The sequence below is a fragment of the Amycolatopsis mongoliensis genome (assembly GCF_030285665.1).
GTDB classification, from domain to species: Bacteria; Actinomycetota; Actinomycetes; order Mycobacteriales; family Pseudonocardiaceae; genus Amycolatopsis; species Amycolatopsis mongoliensis.
Map to the genome: position 1 here is coordinate 5,751,498 of NZ_CP127295.1, position 16,839 is coordinate 5,768,336.

The window sequence follows — 16,839 nt, forward strand, 5'->3', positions numbered from 1 at the left end:
CCTCGATGTGCCATTCACGGCGTTCAGGGGATGAGCAGGAGCTTGCCGGTCGTGCGGCGGCCCTGGAGGTCCTCGTGGGCCTTGCGGGCGTCGGCCAGCGGGTACTTGCCGCCGATGCGGACGGTGAGGTCGCCCGCGACGATCGCGTCGAACAGCTCCTTCGACCGCCAGTCGATCTCCTCGCGGGTGCGCGTGTAGTGCGCCGACGTCGGGCGGGTCAGGTACAGCGAGCCGCCGGAGTTGAGGCGCTGCGGGTCGATCGGGGGCACCGGGCCGCTGGAGGCGCCGAACAGCGCCAGCAGGCCGCGGATCTTGAGGCTGGCGAGGCTGCCGTCGACGGTGTCCTTGCCGACGCCGTCGTACACCACGTCGACGCCCTCGCCGCCGGTCAGCTCGCGGGTGATCTTGGCGAAGTCGTCGCGGTCGTAGCGGATCACCTCGTCGGCGCCGGCCTCGCGGGCGAGCTTCTCCTTCTCCTCGGTCGAGACCGTGCCGATGACCCGGGCGCCGCGCGCCTTCGCCAGCTGCACCAGCAGCAGGCCGACACCGCCGGCGGCCGCGTGCACCAGCACGTTGTGGCCGGGCTTGACCTCGAACGTCGAGGCGACCAGGTAGTGCGCCGTCATGCCCTGGAGCATGGTCGCGGCGGCGGTCTCCAGCGACACGGCTTCGGGCACCTTCACGGCGATCGACGCGGGGACGAGCTTGCGTGCCGCGTAGCTGCCGAGGGACCCTTGCCACGCGACGCGGTCGCCGGCTTCGAACCCGGTCCCGGGAGCGGCTTCGACGACCGTCCCGGCGCCTTCGAGGCCGAGCACGAACGGCAGGTCGATCGGGTAGATGCCCTGGCGCTGGTAGGTGTCGATGTAGTTGACGCCGGCCGCGGCGACGTCGACCAGCAGTTCGCCGGCCTCCGGGGCGCGGACGTCCACTTCGGCCGCTTCGAGCACTTCCGGGCCGCCGGTCTTCGTCACCTGCACTGCGGTGGGCATGCGTCCTCCTCGGGTCGGGTTCTCCCAGGCACAACTATGGCCGACGCCACGCTGTTCCGCGTTCCGGCCGGTCTTTGGTTATCGTTCGGGACGTGGAAACTTCCGAAGAGACGGTGGCCCCTTCGTCCGCCCAGCTGACCGCGGCGCGCAAGTTCGTGAAGGCGCACGGCAAGCCGTCCCGCGCGGTGGTGGAGAACATCGGCCGGTCCGGGGCCCGCGTCGTGCTCGTGGGCGCGGACGGCGCTCTGGGCGACGTCGTAGTGCCGAGCGTCGCGACCGGCGAGGCGCTGGTCGAGGCGGTCGACGACCTCGAAGCGGCGACGTGGGACGCGGAGACGGTCAAGGCCGCGAAGATCGGCCCGGAGCACCGCCGCAAGATGGCCGGCCGGTGAGCCGCACCGCGATCCTGGTCGGCTGCGCGGAGCTCCCCTCGGGCGACGGCGACGACGACGCCGTGGTGCCCGCGTTGGAGTCGCTGGGTTTCTCGGTCTCCTGGGCGGCGTGGGATTCTCCGGCCGACTTCGAGTCGGCCGACGCGGTGATCCTGCGCGCGACGTGGGATTATCCGGCTCGGCGTGCCGAGTTCCTTTCCTGGTGCGAGTCGGTCCCGTCGCTCTACAACCCGGCGGACGTCGTCCGCTGGAACACGGACAAGTCGTACCTGGCGGAGCTCCTCGACGCGGGTCTGGCGGTGGTCCCGACCTCGCTGGTCTCGCCGGGTGAGGCGGCCCGCTTCCCTTCGTCGGACTTCGTGGTGAAGCCCTCGGTCGGCGCCGGCTCGCGCGGCGCGGCCCGCTTCGCGGCGGGCGCCGACGCGTCCGCGCACGTGGCCGCTTTGCACGCCGAGGGTCACACGGCGCTGATCCAGCCCCACCAGTCCAGTGTGGACACCTCGGGCGAGCTGGCCCTGGTGTACCTGGGCGGAATCTACTCGCACGCGTTCACCAAGGGCGCGATGCTGGGGTCCACAATGGACGACTCGGGGCTGTACCTGTCGGAGAAGCTGGCTTCGGCTTCGCCGCCCGCGGACGCGGTGGCGTTGGCGGAGGACGTCCTCGATGCGGCTTCGGCGTTGCTGGGGATCTTGCGGGCCGAGCTGTTGTACGCGCGGGTGGACCTGGTGCGTGGCGCGGACGGGAAGCCGCTGCTGCTGGAGCTGGAGCTGACGGAGCCGTCGCTGGGCTTTCGCCAGACGGACGCCACGGCGGCGATGCGGTTCGCCTCGGCGGTGCGGCAGCAGCTGGCGTAGTCACCGGAACGCTCGCTGCACGACGGCGAGGGCGAGCGCGACGATTGCTCCGATCGTGGTCACGGCTATCGAGCCGGTGATGAGGTAGAGCCCGCCGATCCCGGCCAAGCCCGCCTTGATCGTTTTCCTCATGCTCTGGGCATCGTTTCGGCCAACCGGGTTACTTGCTTTGTCGATGGGCCTCTTCGCCATTGTTCTACCCCTCCGTATCGTGTACTAGTACACCTTGGGTCAATGGTGGCCTCGGTGAGGGTCGCCGGGAATGATCTTTTGTTCCCGATGGTGGTTTTTCGATGCCGGGTGGTTCTCGCCGCTCGTCTTGCCGTTGTCCCGGGTTTTCGATCATTGCCGGACGTCACAACGGGGTGGAGGAGCTGTCGTGACCGTACAGCTGCACCAGGCATCCCTCGCGGACGAGGAAGCCGTTTCAGCAATCGGGTCCGCGTTGCGATGGCTGGCCACCCGCACGAACGGGAAGCCGCTGCGGTTCCTCCGTCACGCCATCGAAGACCCGACGAGCGGGTCCGCGGTTGCGCTTGGAATTCTGGCCAAGCCGAGCGCTTCGCTGTCTGCGGCTGCGCCGGAAACGCGCGCGCTGGCAGTCTGGGGTCTCATCGTCGAAGAAGTCGGAAAGGTGGGATCCGGCTACGATTCGAGGCGGCGAAACGCCTTGCGAGCGGCGTTCCGACTCCCGCCGCCTCCTGGTTCGGACACAGCGTGGAAAGCCACTCTCGAAGATCGCTTCAAGCAGCTGTTGGCACTTCCGGGAGTCTTCGGTGATCCGCCACCCACGACGACCGCTCCCATGCACAAAGCCTGGAAACGGGCGATCGACCGCCTGGCGTTCTCGGTGGAGCAGCAGTTGGTGCTGCTCGAACTCGATGGTCGTGGCTGGCAAGACCGGGTGGCGATCGGCAAGACGGCCGCAAAGGAAGGTTCGCGAGTCCGATCGGGTGGCTGGTTAGACCGGATTCCCTGTCGGCGGCCCCCATCCCAGGGCGCCCAACCGGTGTTCATGGAGCGGATGCTCGTCCGGGTGGTCATGCGCCGGAAAACGGCGGTGAGCCGGATCACCGAGCGCGTCGTCACCGCCTGCGAGGATGGTGTCGAAGGCTATGACGTGCACGCGTTGACAGGGTGGACCGGTGACCTTGCCGACATCCCGGTGATCGCGATCTGGAACTGCCGGCTCATCACCGTTCCCGGTGTGTGTCCCGGTGACCCGGTCCTGGCCAGGTTGCGATTCCGGGAGAAGCTGCGCCGTGGGCAGTGGTACGGCTTCGTTTCCGAGGCGACGGACGATCGTCTGGATCAGGCGCGAGAGTGGATCAACGTCGACGTCGACCACCATGGTGTCGCAGCGGGTGAAACCGACCGGAACGGCGAGCCGGTCGCTGGGCTGACCATCCAGATCAGTTTCGACGAGGAATGCCTGCCGGAGGCTTGCTGGTGGTACGCGGAGCAGACCGATCACGAACGACTTCGGCGGCCGCCGGCCGGTGACCCGCACCTGCTGGCGATCGAAGACGGCTTCGTACAACACACTTTCGTGGAACCGTGCCATCCGCGGGAGGAGTACGGGATTGTCTTCAGGTGGCCTCAGCTATGAGGGTTGCCAACTTTCAGGATACTGGGCGACACCGGTTTGCTCGCGGAGGGCTACCTCTAAGCAGTCAATACTACTAACGGTAGCTTCTCTTCACCATGAGTGAAGGGAAGTTCTGCGCGATGTACAACGGTGGCGGAGGCAACGGCGGTGGCAGCGGCAACGGTGGGGGAAACACCGGCAACTAGCCTGTCCCTCTGTTCGCAAAGCAGGAAGGGAGCCACGCTTCGGCGTGGCCTCGCATTGACACCCGTCACGCTCGCTTCGCGGCCAGCCGCTCTGCCCGCGGCCACCGCACATCGGTAGCCCACCCCAGTTGCTCGAACGTCCGGATCACCCGCGCCGAAACATCGACCTGACCCCGCAGCACCCCGTGCCGTGCACAAGTCGGATCCGCGTGGTGCGAGTTGTGCCAGCTCTCGCCCATCGAAAGCAGCGCCAGCGGCCAGAAGTTCGCTGCCTTGTCGCGGCTGGCGAACGGCCGCTCGCCGATCAGGTGACAAATCGAGTTCACCGACCACGACACATGGTGCAGGAAAGCGATCCGCACCAGCCCGGCCCAGAAGAACGCCGTCACCACACCCCACCACGACCACGAAAGCAGCCCGCCCAGCGCGGCCGGCAACGCCAAGCTCAGCGTGATCCACAGCCAGAAGTACCGGTTCACCCAGCGCAGGTCGCCGTCGGCGACCAGGTCCGGGGCGAAGCGGTCCGCGTTGGTCACCTCGCGGCCGAACATCCAGCCCATGTGCGCGTGCCAGAAGCCGCGCAGGAGCGCTGCCGGGGAGGTGCCGAACAGCCAGGGGGAGTGCGGGTCGCCCTCGCGGTCGGCGAACGCGTGGTGACGGCGGTGGCTGGCCACCCAGAAGATCACCGAGCCCTGCACCGCCATGCTGCCCGCGATGGCCAGCACGACCCGCAAGGGGCGCGAAGCCTTGAACGCGCCGTGGGTGAAGTAGCGGTGGTAGCCGACCGTCACCCCGAGCGTTGCGAACACGTAGAACGCCGCCGCCAGCGCCAGGTCGATCCACGTCATGCCCCAGCCCCACACCAGCGGGACCGCGACCAGGAGCGCCGCGAACGGCACCAGCAGGAACGTCTTCAGCACGAGCATCTCGCCCGTGCCGCGACGGTGGGAGATCAGCGGCTTGGGGGCGGCGCGCGAGGTCATGGCGCGAACAGTAACCCACGGGCGAAACGGGCACGCCGACGCGGAGTTAAGCCCGCGTTGCCGTCAGGCGGCGGTGAGTTCCCGCGGCGCGGCCTTCAGCGAGACCGCCGGGCCGCGATCGCGGCTGCCCGTCCACAGTGTCGCCGTCGCGATGATCACCGCCATCGCGCCGAGGACGTGGAACGACACCATCGCCTCGGGCACGCCCAGTGCGTACTGCAGCGAGCCGAGCCCGCCCTGCGCGAGCGCGACCACCCAGACGCACGTGTAGCGCTGCCACAGGCCCTTCGGCGCGCCGACGCGCAGCAGCTGGAGGCCGAACACCGCGAGCAGCAGCATGTACAGCACGAGCAGTCCGCCGTGGACCTGGGCGAGCGTCTCGACCGAAACGGCCAGGCGGTGCGTGTTGATGTCACCGCTGTGCGGGCCGGCGCCGGTCACCGTCGTGCCCGCGGCGAGCACGAGCCACATCACGACGGCCAGCGCGACCAGGATCCCGCGGCCGGCCGCGGGGACGAGCGAGCGCCCGGGCTCGTCGCCCTCGCGGAACGCGCGCAGCAGCAGGACCGCGAGCCAGACGAGGGGAGTGGTGGCGAGGAAGTGGATCGCGACGGTCCACCACTCGAGCTTGGCGAGCACGGTCATCCCGCCGACGACGGCCTGCAGCACGACGCCGCCGGGCATCGTCCAGGCCAGCTTGACCAGGCGGGTGCGGCTCGGGTGGTCGATCTGCACGCGCCACGCCGTGATGACGGCGACCGCGGCGACGGCGATGACGACGCCGGTGAGCATCCGGTTGCCGAACTCGATCCACTGGTTGAGCGCGTGGATGCCGGGGTGGTTCACCGGGACCAGGCTGCCGGCGACGCACTGCGGCCAGGTCGGGCAGCCGAGGCCCGAGCCGGTGACGCGCACGATCGAGCCGGTGACGCCGATCAGCGCCTGCGCGAGGACCGCGGCGATCCCGACGGCCCGCTGCACGGCGGCGGAGGGAAACGGCAGGCGGGCGACAAGGCTGGTGAACGGCACCCATCGATGGTAGAGCGCGCGGAAACGTGGCTTTCGGCAGGTCCCGGCGCCCAGAACGGCGACGTGGCCGCAAGGGACCTAGGTCACCCGGGTCAGGTGAGTTTGGTCGTCCGCGAAGCCAAAGCTCCGGCGAGAACCGCCCACACCGCCAGGACCAGCAGCGGCCCCGGAGCGAACGCCCCGTCCACCAAGGCCGTCCGCATCCCCTCGGCCAGTGCCCCCGACGGCAGCAGCTCCACCACGCGAGCCAGACCCGAAGGCAACGACGACGGCGCCAGCAGGATGCCGCCCGCCAGCAGGAGCGCGAACCAGACGATGTTCGCCAACGCCAGGACCGCCTCCGCGCGCAACGCGCCGCCCAACAGGACGCCGAGCGCTCCGAACGCCAGTGTCCCCAGCACCAGCAGCAGCACCGCCGAAGCCAGACCCGGCAACGAGGGCGACCACCCCAGGAATGCCGCCACCACGCCGATGATCACCGACTGCAGGACGACCACCACCAGCGCTGCGATCAGCCGGCCGGCCACCAGCAGCCACCGGGGCAACGCCGTGGCCGAAAGCCTCTTCAGCACTCCGTAACGCCGGTCGAAGCCCAGCGCGATCGCCTGGCCGGTGAACGCCGACGACATCACCGCCAGCGCCAGGATCCGGGGCGTGATCCAGTCCACTTTGGACGTCGAGCCGAGCTGGGCCGCCGGCAGGATGTCCAGCAGGGACAACCCGATCAGCAGCGCCAGCGGGATCAGCAGCGTCAGCAGCACCTGCTCGCCGTGGCGCAGCGTCAGGCTCGCCTCGACCCGCGCGTGCGTCCGCAGCATGCGGCCCAGCGACCCCCGTCCGGGGGCCGGGGTGAACGTCCCGGCGGGGAAAGTGCTCATGCCCGCAGCTCCCGTCCGGTCAGCTCCAGGAAGACCTCTTCGAGCGTGCGCTTGCCGACCTGCAGCTCCTCCGGCAGCACGCCCTGCTGCGCGCACCACGCCGTGACCGTCGACACGACCTGCGGGTCGACCGAGCCCACCACGACGTACGTGCCCGGAGCCGATTCGCGCACGGCGTAGCCCTCCGGCAGCGCCGCGGCCAGCAGCGCCGTGTCCAGCCGCGTGCGTGCCTTGAACCGCAGGCCCGCGTTGCCGCTCTCGTCCACCGTCAGCGACTGCGGCGCACCGGACACGACGACCTTGCCGTGGTCCACGATCACCACCGTGTCGGCCAGCGCTTCGGCCTCCTCCATCAGGTGCGTGGTCAGCAGCACCGAGACGCCGTCGCGGCGCAACGCGCCCAGCAGGTCCCACACCAGGCGCCGGGCCTGGGGGTCCATGCCCGCGGTCGGCTCGTCGAGGAATACCAGCTCCGGCCGCCCGACCAGCGCGCACGCCAGCGAAAGCCGCTGCTGCTGCCCGCCGGAGAGGCGCTTGAACGGCGTCCGCCGCACCGACGCCAGCCCGAGGACGTCCAGCAGCCACGCCGGATCCAGCGGGGAGGCCGCGCAGGAAGCCACCAGCCCGAGCATCTCGGCGGCGCGGACGCCGGGGTAGGCGCCGCCGCCCTGGGGCATGATCCCGACCCGGGGGCGCAGCGCCGCCGACTCGCGGACCGGGTCGAGGCCGAGCACGCGGACCGTGCCCGCGTCAGCGCGAAGGAAGCCTTCGCAGATCTCGACGGTGGTGGTCTTGCCGGCCCCGTTCGGGCCGAGCAGGGCGAGCAGGCTGCCGCGCTCCATCTGCAGGTCGAGACCGTCGACCGCGCGGGTGGAGCCGTAGCTTTTCACCAGCCCGGTGATCTCGACGGCGGGGGCACTCACGTCGGGTCACGATACGGGCTCGGCCCGCACGGGTACCCGCGGGGACGGCCTGGAGAGCAGGACGGGAGCGAGCCGCCGCACGATCAGCATCCCGCCGCCGCACACGACGACCGCCGCGACGTAGGCGAACGGCAGCACGTACGGGCGGCCGTCGAAGGTGCTGCCCGTGGGCGGCAGCAGGAACGGCAGGGCGGCGGACAGCACCGCCGCGGCCACCCGGAACCGGGACGTCCCGGCCGCGGCGGCCAGCGGGATCACCGCCCACAGCACGTACCAGGGCTGCAGGTTGATCTGCAGGATCATCACCGCGCCCAGGGAGACGCCGAGGCCGATGATCGGCCGGTAGCGCCACTTGAAGCTGTCCCACAGGAACTTGAACGTGATCGCGACGGCGACCAGGTAGCCCAGCGCGCCGAGGATCGGCACCAGCCCGTTGGTGTGGTTGCCGAGCCCGAGCGCGATGCCGAGGACGCCGGAGAGGTTGGCGAGCTCCGCGGTGGGGGAGATCCAGGAGCGGACCAGGCCGGGGGTGTCGAACGTCGCGCCGACCCAGCCGAAGCCGAGCCCGGTGCCGAAGCAGACCGCGACCAGCACGACGCCGAACCACAGCGCCATCGGTGCCCCGGCGAAGAAGAGGTCCTTGAGCCGGCCGTGCCAGCGCCGCGCCACCATCACGGCGAAGAACGGCAACGCGAACAGCGCGGGCAGCTTCACCGCGACGCCCAGGGTGATGATCGCCACCCCGAGCCCGATGTAGAGCAGCTCGCCGCGCGCCAGCGGCGGTGGCGTGTCGCCCTTCACCCGGATCGGCAGCCGCCGGATGCCGACCTCCAGCCCGGCGAGCATCAGGCCGATGGCGAGCGCGTCGTTGTGGGCGCCGGCGATGAAGTGGAAGATCAGCAGCGGGTTCAGGGCGCCGAGCCACAGCGCGGTCGCGGGCTGCACGCCGAAGCGGCGGGCCAGCCGGGGCAGCGCCCAGACGATGAGGACCACGCCGGCCAGGGCGAGCACGCGCTGCAGGAGCACGCCGACGGCGATGCTGTTGCCCGCCAGCGGCGCGAGCCAGCCGCCGAGGCGCAGCACCAGCGGCCCGTACGGCGCCGGCGTCTCGCGCCACATGTTCGACACGCCCGCGGTGAACGGGTCGGCGACGCCGAGCGCCTGCGCCGGGCCCAGGACGTAGGGGTCCATCCCGCGGTGCACGATCTCGCTCTGCGCGAGGTAGCTGTAGACGTCGCGGGAGAACAGCGGCGGGATGACCAGCAGCGGCAGCACCCACAGGGCGATCGTGCGGGCGAGCTGGCCCTGCGACGCGAGCCGGGCGCTGTCGGGCCGGGCGAACCGGCCGAGCATCAGCCAGCTCAGCACCAGGATGCCCATCCCGGAGATGGCGATGGCCAGCGAGACCGTGGGGATCCGGGTGAACAGCCGCAGCACCGGGATCTCCTGCACCGGGTTGATCACCGGGGCGGCGCCGGCGCCGAGGGAGCCGAGCGCGAGGAAGAGCGACCCGATCGTGCCGAAGCGGCGGACGACGTTGAGGCCGCGCCGTTCGTCGGCCTCCAGGGGCAGCGGCTCCAGCGGGTGGACGGGCGAGAGCGTGACGGGGTGGGCACTCCCGGTGGAGAGCTCCTCTACTTGCCGTTCCTGCTGTGCAGGGTGTTCGCCTACTGCCACGCGTGCAGGGTATCGGGGCCGTCCCCGAGTGAGTCAGGTCACTGCCGGACACCCCGCCTTTGCCGAGCGCCGGGAAATAAGACACACTTGTGTTGTGAAAAAGACGGAGGCGGGCGACCAGGCGGGTGGCGACATGCCACGTGCCGGGCTCCCCGCTGTCCCGTCGCAGGTCAGCGCCGAGGGCAAAACCCGGCACGAGGTCGCGCGGCTGCTGCTGGAACAGGGTCCCATGACCGCCGTCGTGGTCGCCGAGCAGCTCGGGATCAGCCCGACGGCCGTCCGCCGGCACCTGGACGCGCTTCTCGCGGACGGCGAAGCCGAGACGAGGGACGCGCCGCGGCGGGGACCCCGGGGCCGGGGTCGTCCGGCGAAGCTCTTCCTGCTGACCGAGTCCGGCCGCGCCCGCTTCGGGCACGCCTACGACGACCTGGCCGTGTCCGCCATCCGCTTCCTCGCCGAGCACGCCGGTGAAGACGCCGTCCGCGCCTTCGCCGAGCAGCGCATCGAGAGGCTCGTCGGTCCGCACCGCGCGGCGATCACCGGGTCGAGTGATCCGGCGACGCGCGCGGAGGCCCTCGCGACCGCGCTGACCAGGGAGGGCTACGCTGCGTCGACCCGTCAGGTCGCCGCTCCGGCACCCGGGCAGAACGTCGGCGCGCAGCTCTGCCAGCACCACTGTCCGGTCGCCCACGTGGCCGCGGAGTTCCCGCAGCTGTGCGAGGCCGAAACCGAGGCGTTCGCGCAGCTGCTGGGCACCCACGTCCAGCGGCTGGCGACCATCGCGCGCGGTGACTCCGCGTGCACCACCCACGTACCCGTTACGGCGGGTCACCCGGCCCATCCCGAGCCGGGAAGCACGGTGCCCTCTGGGCGCACAGCACGGATCCCGAATGGAGGGAAACCCGCATGACTGCCGCTGCCGAGCAGCGCACTCCCACCACCGCGCCCTTGAGCCAGGAAGAGACCATCGAGTCCCTGGGCAAGTACGCGTTCGGCTGGGCCGACTCCGACGAGGCGGGCGCCAGCGCCCGTCGCGGGCTGAACGAGGATGTCGTCACCGACATCTCCGGGAAGAAGTCCGAACCGGAGTGGATGCGCGAAGCGCGACTGAAGGCGCTCAAGCTCTTCGAGAAGAAGCCCATGCCCAACTGGGGTGCGGACCTCTCCGGGATCGACTTCGACAACATCAAGTACTTCGTCCGCTCCAGCGAGAAGCAGGCTGCGAGCTGGGAAGACCTGCCCGAGGACATCAAGAACACGTACGACAAGCTCGGCATCCCCGAGGCGGAGAAGCAGCGCCTCGTCGCCGGTGTCGCGGCCCAGTACGAGTCCGAGGTCGTCTACCACTCGATCCGCGAGGACCTCGAGAAGCAGGGCGTGCTCTTCCTCGACACGGACACCGCGCTGCGCGAGCAGCCGGAGCTGTTCCAGGAGTACTTCGGCTCGGTCATCCCGGCCGGCGACAACAAGTTCTCCGCGCTGAACACCGCGGTGTGGTCCGGTGGCTCGTTCATCTACGTGCCGAAGGGCGTGCACGTGGACATCCCGCTGCAGGCCTACTTCCGGATCAACACCGAGAACATGGGCCAGTTCGAGCGGACCCTGATCATCGTCGACGAAGGTGCGTACGTGCACTACGTCGAGGGCTGCACGGCGCCGATCTACCAGTCCGACTCGCTGCACTCGGCGGTCGTGGAGATCATCGTCAAGAAGGGCGCCCGCTGCCGCTACACGACCATCCAGAACTGGTCGAACAACGTCTACAACCTGGTCACCAAGCGCGCCAAGTGCGAAGAGGGCGCGACCATGGAATGGATCGACGGCAACATCGGTTCCAAGGTGACGATGAAGTACCCGTCGGTGTTCCTCATGGGCGAGCACGCCAAGGGCGAGGTCCTGTCGGTCGCGTTCGCGGGCGAGGGACAGCACCAGGACGCGGGCGCCAAGATGGAGCACCTCGCGCCGTACACCTCTTCGACGATCGTGTCGAAGTCGGTGGCGCGCGGCGGCGGCCGCACCTCGTACCGCGGCCTGGTCCGCGTGGCGAAGCGGGCGCACCACTCGCGGTCCAGCGTGGTCTGTGACGCGCTGCTGGTCGACACGATCTCGCGCTCGGACACCTACCCGTACGTGGACATCCGCAACGACGAGGTGTCCATGGGCCACGAGGCCACGGTGTCCAAGGTCAGCGAAGAGCAGCTGTTCTACCTGATGTCGCGCGGCCTCGACGAGGCCGAGGCGATGGCGATGATCGTGCGCGGCTTCGTGGAGCCGATCGCCCGTGAGCTGCCGATGGAGTACGCGCTCGAGCTGAACCGCCTGATCGAGCTCCAGATGGAAGGGTCCGTCGGCTAGTCATGTCGGTTACCGAGAACAACGTTTCGGAGTCGCTTCGCGAGGGGGCCGTCATTCCGGCGGCCTCCCGCGCGGAGCGCTTCACCTCCTACGACGTCGAGGCCTTCGAGGTCCCGGGCGGCCGTGAGGAGAACTGGCGCTTCACGCCGATGAAGCGGCTGCGCGGCCTGCACGACGGCAGCGCGCCCGCCACCGGCGAGATCACGCTGGAAGCCGACGCCGCCCCCGAGCTGACCGTCGAGACCGTCGGCCGCGACGACCCGCGGCTGGGCCAGGCCGGCGTCCCGAGCGACCGGATCGCCGCCCAGGCCTACTCGTCGTTCCAGAAGGCCACCGTCGTGACGGTGCCGAAGGAGACGAAGGCGTCCAAGCCGTCCGTGCTGCGCATCCACGGTCCCGGGGTGGACCAGGTCGCCTACGGGCACCTGCAGGTCCGCGCCGAGGCGTTCGCCGAAGCCGTGGTCGTGCTCGACCACGTCGGTTCCGGCACCTACGCCGACAACGTCGAGTTCGTCATCGGAGACGGCGCCAAGGTCACCGTGGTCAGCGTCCAGGACTGGGCCGACGACGCGGTGCACGTCTCCGAGCAGCACCTCAAGCTGGGCCGCGACGCCGCGCTGCGGCACACGGTCATCACCCTGGGCGGTGACCTGGTCCGCGTCTCGCCGACGGCGACCTTCACCGACAAGGGCGGCGACGTCGACATGCTCGGCGTCTACTTCGCCGACGGCGGCCAGCACCAGGAACACCGCCTCTTCGTCGACCACGCGGTGCCCAACTGCAAGTCGCGGGTGGGCTACAAGGGCGCGCTGCAGGGCGAGGGCGCGCACACGGTCTGGATCGGCGACGTGCTGATCCGTGCCGCGGCCGAGGCCACCGACACCTACGAGTTCAACCGCAACCTGGTGCTCACGCCGGGTGCCCGCGCGGACTCCGTGCCGAACCTCGAGATCGAGACCGGCGAGATCGAAGGCGCCGGCCACGCGAGCGCGACGGGAAGGTTCGACGACGAGCAGTTGTTCTACCTGCAGTCGCGTGGGATCGCCGAAGAAGCCGCCCGCCGGCTGGTCGTGCGCGGGTTCTTCCACGAGATCCTGGTGAAGATCGACGTCCCCGAGGTGCGCGAGCGCCTCGAAGCCGCGATCGAGGCCGAGCTCGAAGCCGTTGGCGCCTGACGCCGTCCACCGCAGACTTTTAGGAAACGAAGAATGGCTACCCTGGAAATCAAGGACCTGCACGCCTCGGTCGACACCGACGAAGGCGCCAAGGAGATCCTCAAGGGCGTGAACCTGACGATCAAGTCGGGCGAGACGCACGCGATCATGGGCCCCAACGGCTCCGGCAAGTCCACCCTGTCCTACGCGATCGCCGGCCACCCCAAGTACCGGGTGACCTCCGGCGAGGTGCTGCTCGACGGCGAGAACGTCCTCGAGATGAGCGTCGACGAGCGCGCGCGGGCCGGTCTGTTCTTGGCCATGCAGTACCCGGTCGAGGTCCCCGGTGTCTCGATGTCCAACTTCCTCCGCACCGCGGCCACCGCGGTCCGTGGCGAGGCCCCCAAGCTGCGCCACTGGGTCAAGGAGGTCAAGGAGGAGATGGGCAAGCTCGAGATCTCGCAGGAGTTCGCCGAGCGCTCGGTCAACGAGGGCTTCTCCGGCGGCGAGAAGAAGCGCCACGAGATCCTGCAGCTGGCGCTGCTCAAGCCGAAGTTCGCCATCCTCGACGAGACCGACTCCGGTCTCGACGTCGACGCCCTGCGCGTCGTGTCCGAGGGTGTCAACGCGTACAAGGCTTCGAGCGAGGTCGGCGTCATGCTGATCACGCACTACACCCGGATCCTGCGGCACATCACGCCGGACTTCGTGCACGTCTTCGCCGGCGGCCAGATCGTCGAGTCGGGCGGCAAGGAGCTGGCGGACGAGCTGGAGGAGCACGGTTACGTCAAGTACGCCGGCAAGCCCGAAGCGGCCGCGCTCTGACGTTCCCCACCCCAGGACTACACCGAGAGAAAGAGAGGAGCCGGCCCGATGACCACCACCTCGGCTAGCTCTGTTCCCTTGGACGTCGCCGCGCTGCGGGCCGACTTCCCGATCCTGTCGCGCACCGTTCGCGACGGGAAACCCTTGGTGTACCTGGACTCCGGGGCGACCTCGCAACGCCCGACGCAGGTGTTCGACGCCGAACGCGACTACGTCTTCACGTCGAACGCCGCCGTCCACCGCGGTGCGCACCAGCTGTCCGAAGAGGCCACCGACGCCTACGAATCCGCGCGCGCGAAGATCGCGGAGTTCGTCGGCGCCGACCCCGAGGAGCTGGTGTTCACCAAGAACGCGACCGAGGGCATCAACCTCGTCGCGTACTCGATGAGCAACGCCGCCACGGCCGGCCCGGAAGCCGAGCGCTTCCGGGTCGGGCCCGGCGACGAGATCGTCATCACCGAAATGGAGCACCACGCGAACCTCGTGCCCTGGCAGCAGCTGTGCCAGCGCACCGGGGCGACGCTGAAGTGGTTCAAGGTGACCGCGGACGGCAGGCTCGACCTGTCCGATGTGGACGAGCTCATCACGCCGAAGACGAAGGTCGTCGCGTTCGCGCACCAGTCGAACGTGCTCGGCACGGTCAACCCCGTGTCGTTGCTCGTCGAGAAGGCGAAGGCCGTCGGCGCGCTGACCGTGCTCGACGCCTGCCAGTCGGTGCCGCACTTCCCCGTCGACTTCCACGCACTGGGTGTCGACTTCGCGGTGTTCTCCGGGCACAAGATGCTCGGCCCGTCCGGCATCGGCGTGCTCTACGGGCGCACCGAGCTGCTGTCGGCCATGCCGCCGTTCCTCACCGGCGGGTCGATGATCGAGATGGTCCGCATGGAGGGCTCCACCTTCGCGCCGCCGCCGCAGCGGTTCGAGGCCGGCGTGCCGATGACGTCGCAGGCCATCGGCCTCGGCGCGGCCGTCGACTACCTCTCGGCCATCGGCATGGACCGCATCGCGGCGCACGAGCACGAGCTCGCCGCGGCGGCCCTCGAGGGCATCGGCGCGATCCCGGGGGTCCGGATCATCGGGCCGACCGACCTGAAGGACCGCGGCGCCACCGTGTCGTTCGTGATCGACGGCGTGCACCCGCACGACGCCGGCCAGGTGCTCGACAGCCTCGGCATCGCCGTCCGCGTCGGCCACCACTGCGCGTGGCCGCTGCACCGCGCGTGCGGCGCCCAGGCGACCGTGCGCGCGTCGTTCTACCTCTACAACACGCTGTCCGAAGTGGACGCCCTGGTAGCGGGTGTTCGCGAGGCCCAGAAGTTCTTCGGGGTGGACCGGTGAACCTGGAAAGCATGTACCAGGAGATCATCCTGGACCACTACAAGAACCCGCACGGCCGCGGCCTGCGGGACCCGTTCGACGCCGAGTCGTTCCAGGTCAACCCGACCTGCGGCGACGAGGTGACGCTGCGGGTCAAGCTCGACGACGGGAAGGTCACCGACGTCTCCTACGACGGCCAGGGCTGCTCGATCAGCCAGGCCTCGACGTCGGTCTTGACGGATCTCGTCGTCGGCCACACGCTTGAGGAGGCGTTCACCACCATGGACGCCTTCGTGGAACTGATGCAGGGCAAGGGAAAGATCGAGCCGGACGAGGACGTGCTGGAGGACGGCATCGCCTTCGCGGGCGTCGCCAAGTACCCGGCGCGGGTCAAGTGCGCCCTCCTCGGCTGGATGGCTTTCAAGGACGCCGTCGCCCGGACCACCAGTGGAGCTGAGAGCGCATGACTGAAGACACCGCCACCGAGACGCGTGAAGGCCGGACCGCCGCCGACCTCGACGCCGAAACCACGGCCAAGCAGGACCTCGACCTCGCCAAGATCGAGGACGTCGAGGAGGCGATGCGCGACGTCGTCGACCCGGAGCTCGGCATCAACGTCGTCGACCTCGGCCTGGTCTACGACATCCGCGTCGAGCCGGACAACACCGCCACGATCGACATGACGCTGACGTCGGCGGCTTGCCCGCTGACCGACGTCATTGAAGACCAGACGTCGGCGGCGCTGACCTCCGGCGGCCTGGTCAAGGACTTCCGGATCAACTGGGTCTGGATGCCGCCGTGGGGCCCGGAGAAGATCACCGAGGACGGCCGCGAGCAGCTGCGCGCCCTCGGCTTCACCGTCTGACCTCTTCCGCATCGAGCGGGTCACCTTCCGGGGTGGCCCGCTTTGTGTATAACGACCTATACCGCGCGTGCCAGGCCAGCGCGTACAGGACGAGCGCGGTGAGGAACCCGCTGCCGGCGCCGGTGACCGCGAGGTAGGTCGCGTTGCCCACGACGCCGGCGCGGGTCATCGGGTCGTGGTGGGCCAGGAAGGGCAGCGCCTGCGCCAGGACGCCGGCCAGCGCTCCGACGAGGAGGAGCGCCACCACCGGCCTGCGATGGCGGGTGGCTCCCGGTGCCGGCGCGGTGGGCGCGGTGCGGTACCAGCGCGCCAGCCACCAGGCGAGGACAGTGGCCCCGGCGATCGTGCTGACCAGCTGGATCAGTCGTCCGACGTCGACGCCGGTGACCAGCGGGATCCGCAGGAACGGAAACCCGCCGCTTTCGTGGGTGAAGGCGTCCCAGCCGACGTGCGTGGCGGCACCGATCACCAGCGAGAGCGCGATCCAGCCCGGCCGCTTCCAGCTGAAGTCGCGGGGGAGCCGTCCGGCCAGGGGGCTTGGCGCCAGCGCCAGCAGCGGCCGCTTCAAAAGCACGTGGAAGACGGCGAGCAGAACGAGCGCGAGCAGCGGGTCGAGCCACAGGACCGAGGCGAACTCGTGGGTCTTGGTCAGGCCGACGCCGGGCAGCCGCGGCACGAACCAGAAGACGTCGGGTGCGACGGACCCGGCGACGAGCGCGGAGGTCACCAGCGGCCGTCTCGCCAGCGGCAGCACGGCGGCGGGATGACTCAGCGTGAACGGCACGGCAGTTAGTATCC

General features: G+C 69.7%; 18 protein-coding genes. 10 read left to right on the forward strand and 8 right to left on the reverse strand.

What is annotated here, in order from left to right; translation table 11 throughout:
* Nucleotides 1-23 precede the first annotated feature (23 nt).
* A complete protein-coding gene (locus QRX60_RS27985) occupies nucleotides 24-992 on the reverse strand; it encodes a quinone oxidoreductase family protein (protein ID WP_285994407.1) in 969 nt (322 codons plus the stop codon).
* 92 nt (nucleotides 993-1,084) lie between these two features.
* Here QRX60_RS27985 and QRX60_RS27990 point away from each other — a divergent pair, with 92 nt between their 5' ends.
* Nucleotides 1,085-1,384 (forward strand): hypothetical protein, encoded by a 300-nt coding sequence (locus QRX60_RS27990; RefSeq protein ID WP_285994408.1) that lies wholly within the window; start codon nucleotides 1,085-1,087, stop codon nucleotides 1,382-1,384.
* A complete protein-coding gene (locus tag QRX60_RS27995) occupies nucleotides 1,381-2,241 on the forward strand; it encodes an ATP-grasp domain-containing protein (RefSeq protein WP_285994409.1) in 861 nt (286 codons plus the stop codon). The genes QRX60_RS27990 and QRX60_RS27995 overlap by 4 nt, the downstream gene beginning before the upstream one ends.
* On the opposite strand, the gene QRX60_RS28000 is transcribed toward QRX60_RS27995, so the two are convergent.
* Nucleotides 2,242-2,373 carry a hypothetical protein gene (locus tag QRX60_RS28000; RefSeq protein WP_285994410.1) on the reverse strand — a complete coding sequence of 44 codons (132 nt, stop codon included), beginning with the start codon at nucleotides 2,371-2,373 and terminating at the stop codon, nucleotides 2,242-2,244.
* A 247-nt stretch (nucleotides 2,374-2,620) separates the two neighbouring features.
* Here QRX60_RS28000 and QRX60_RS28005 point away from each other — a divergent pair, with 247 nt between their 5' ends.
* The gene (locus QRX60_RS28005; RefSeq protein WP_285994411.1) at nucleotides 2,621-3,850 is read left to right on the forward strand and encodes a hypothetical protein; all 1,230 of its coding nucleotides are present in this window, start codon (nucleotides 2,621-2,623) and stop codon (nucleotides 3,848-3,850) included.
* A 250-nt stretch (nucleotides 3,851-4,100) separates the two neighbouring features.
* On the opposite strand, the gene QRX60_RS28010 is transcribed toward QRX60_RS28005, so the two are convergent.
* From QRX60_RS28010 to mptB, 5 genes are all read right to left on the reverse strand, one after another.
* Nucleotides 4,101-5,018, reverse strand: a complete 918-nt coding sequence (locus tag QRX60_RS28010) for an acyl-CoA desaturase (RefSeq protein ID WP_285994412.1) — start codon at nucleotides 5,016-5,018, stop codon at nucleotides 4,101-4,103.
* Between the two features lie 63 nt (nucleotides 5,019-5,081).
* On the reverse strand, nucleotides 5,082-6,047 hold the full coding sequence (locus tag QRX60_RS28015) for a COX15/CtaA family protein (RefSeq protein ID WP_285994413.1): 966 nt from the start codon (nucleotides 6,045-6,047) through the stop codon (nucleotides 5,082-5,084).
* A 92-nt stretch (nucleotides 6,048-6,139) separates the two neighbouring features.
* Nucleotides 6,140-6,925, reverse strand: a complete 786-nt coding sequence (locus QRX60_RS28020) for an ABC transporter permease (RefSeq protein WP_285994414.1) — start codon at nucleotides 6,923-6,925, stop codon at nucleotides 6,140-6,142.
* Nucleotides 6,922-7,848 (reverse strand): ABC transporter ATP-binding protein, encoded by a 927-nt coding sequence (locus QRX60_RS28025; protein ID WP_285994415.1) that lies wholly within the window; start codon nucleotides 7,846-7,848, stop codon nucleotides 6,922-6,924. Before QRX60_RS28025 ends, QRX60_RS28020 begins: the two co-directional genes overlap by 4 nt.
* Before the next feature lie 6 nt (nucleotides 7,849-7,854).
* Nucleotides 7,855-9,525, reverse strand: a complete 1,671-nt coding sequence (gene mptB / locus QRX60_RS28030) for a polyprenol phosphomannose-dependent alpha 1,6 mannosyltransferase MptB (protein WP_285994416.1) — start codon at nucleotides 9,523-9,525, stop codon at nucleotides 7,855-7,857.
* A gap of 133 nt (nucleotides 9,526-9,658) precedes the next feature.
* Here mptB and QRX60_RS28035 point away from each other — a divergent pair, with 133 nt between their 5' ends.
* The 7 genes from QRX60_RS28035 to QRX60_RS28065 are packed head-to-tail and all read left to right on the forward strand — an operon-like array spanning nucleotide 9,659 to nucleotide 16,041.
* Nucleotides 9,659-10,435 (forward strand): helix-turn-helix transcriptional regulator, encoded by a 777-nt coding sequence (locus QRX60_RS28035; protein WP_286003716.1) that lies wholly within the window; start codon nucleotides 9,659-9,661, stop codon nucleotides 10,433-10,435.
* Nucleotides 10,432-11,880, forward strand: coding sequence for a Fe-S cluster assembly protein SufB (gene sufB / locus QRX60_RS28040; RefSeq protein WP_285990071.1), 1,449 nt, complete (start codon nucleotides 10,432-10,434; stop codon nucleotides 11,878-11,880). Before QRX60_RS28035 ends, sufB begins: the two co-directional genes overlap by 4 nt.
* 2 nt (nucleotides 11,881-11,882) lie before the next feature.
* Entirely contained in the window at nucleotides 11,883-13,055 is a 1,173-nt protein-coding gene (gene sufD, locus QRX60_RS28045; RefSeq protein ID WP_285994417.1) for a Fe-S cluster assembly protein SufD, read from the forward strand.
* A gap of 33 nt (nucleotides 13,056-13,088) precedes the next feature.
* Entirely contained in the window at nucleotides 13,089-13,859 is a 771-nt protein-coding gene (gene sufC / locus QRX60_RS28050; RefSeq protein WP_285994418.1) for a Fe-S cluster assembly ATPase SufC, read from the forward strand.
* A 48-nt stretch (nucleotides 13,860-13,907) separates the two neighbouring features.
* Entirely contained in the window at nucleotides 13,908-15,197 is a 1,290-nt protein-coding gene (locus tag QRX60_RS28055) for a cysteine desulfurase (RefSeq protein ID WP_285994419.1), read from the forward strand.
* A complete protein-coding gene (sufU, locus tag QRX60_RS28060) occupies nucleotides 15,194-15,643 on the forward strand; it encodes a Fe-S cluster assembly sulfur transfer protein SufU (RefSeq protein ID WP_285994420.1) in 450 nt (149 codons plus the stop codon). The genes QRX60_RS28055 and sufU overlap by 4 nt, the downstream gene beginning before the upstream one ends.
* Nucleotides 15,640-16,041 (forward strand): metal-sulfur cluster assembly factor, encoded by a 402-nt coding sequence (locus QRX60_RS28065; protein WP_285994421.1) that lies wholly within the window; start codon nucleotides 15,640-15,642, stop codon nucleotides 16,039-16,041. Before sufU ends, QRX60_RS28065 begins: the two co-directional genes overlap by 4 nt.
* Here QRX60_RS28065 and QRX60_RS28070 read toward each other — a convergent pair.
* Nucleotides 16,031-16,825, reverse strand: coding sequence for a DUF4184 family protein (locus tag QRX60_RS28070; protein ID WP_285994422.1), 795 nt, complete (start codon nucleotides 16,823-16,825; stop codon nucleotides 16,031-16,033). The two genes, QRX60_RS28065 and QRX60_RS28070, sit on opposite strands and share 11 nt — an antisense overlap.
* Nucleotides 16,826-16,839 lie beyond the last annotated feature (14 nt).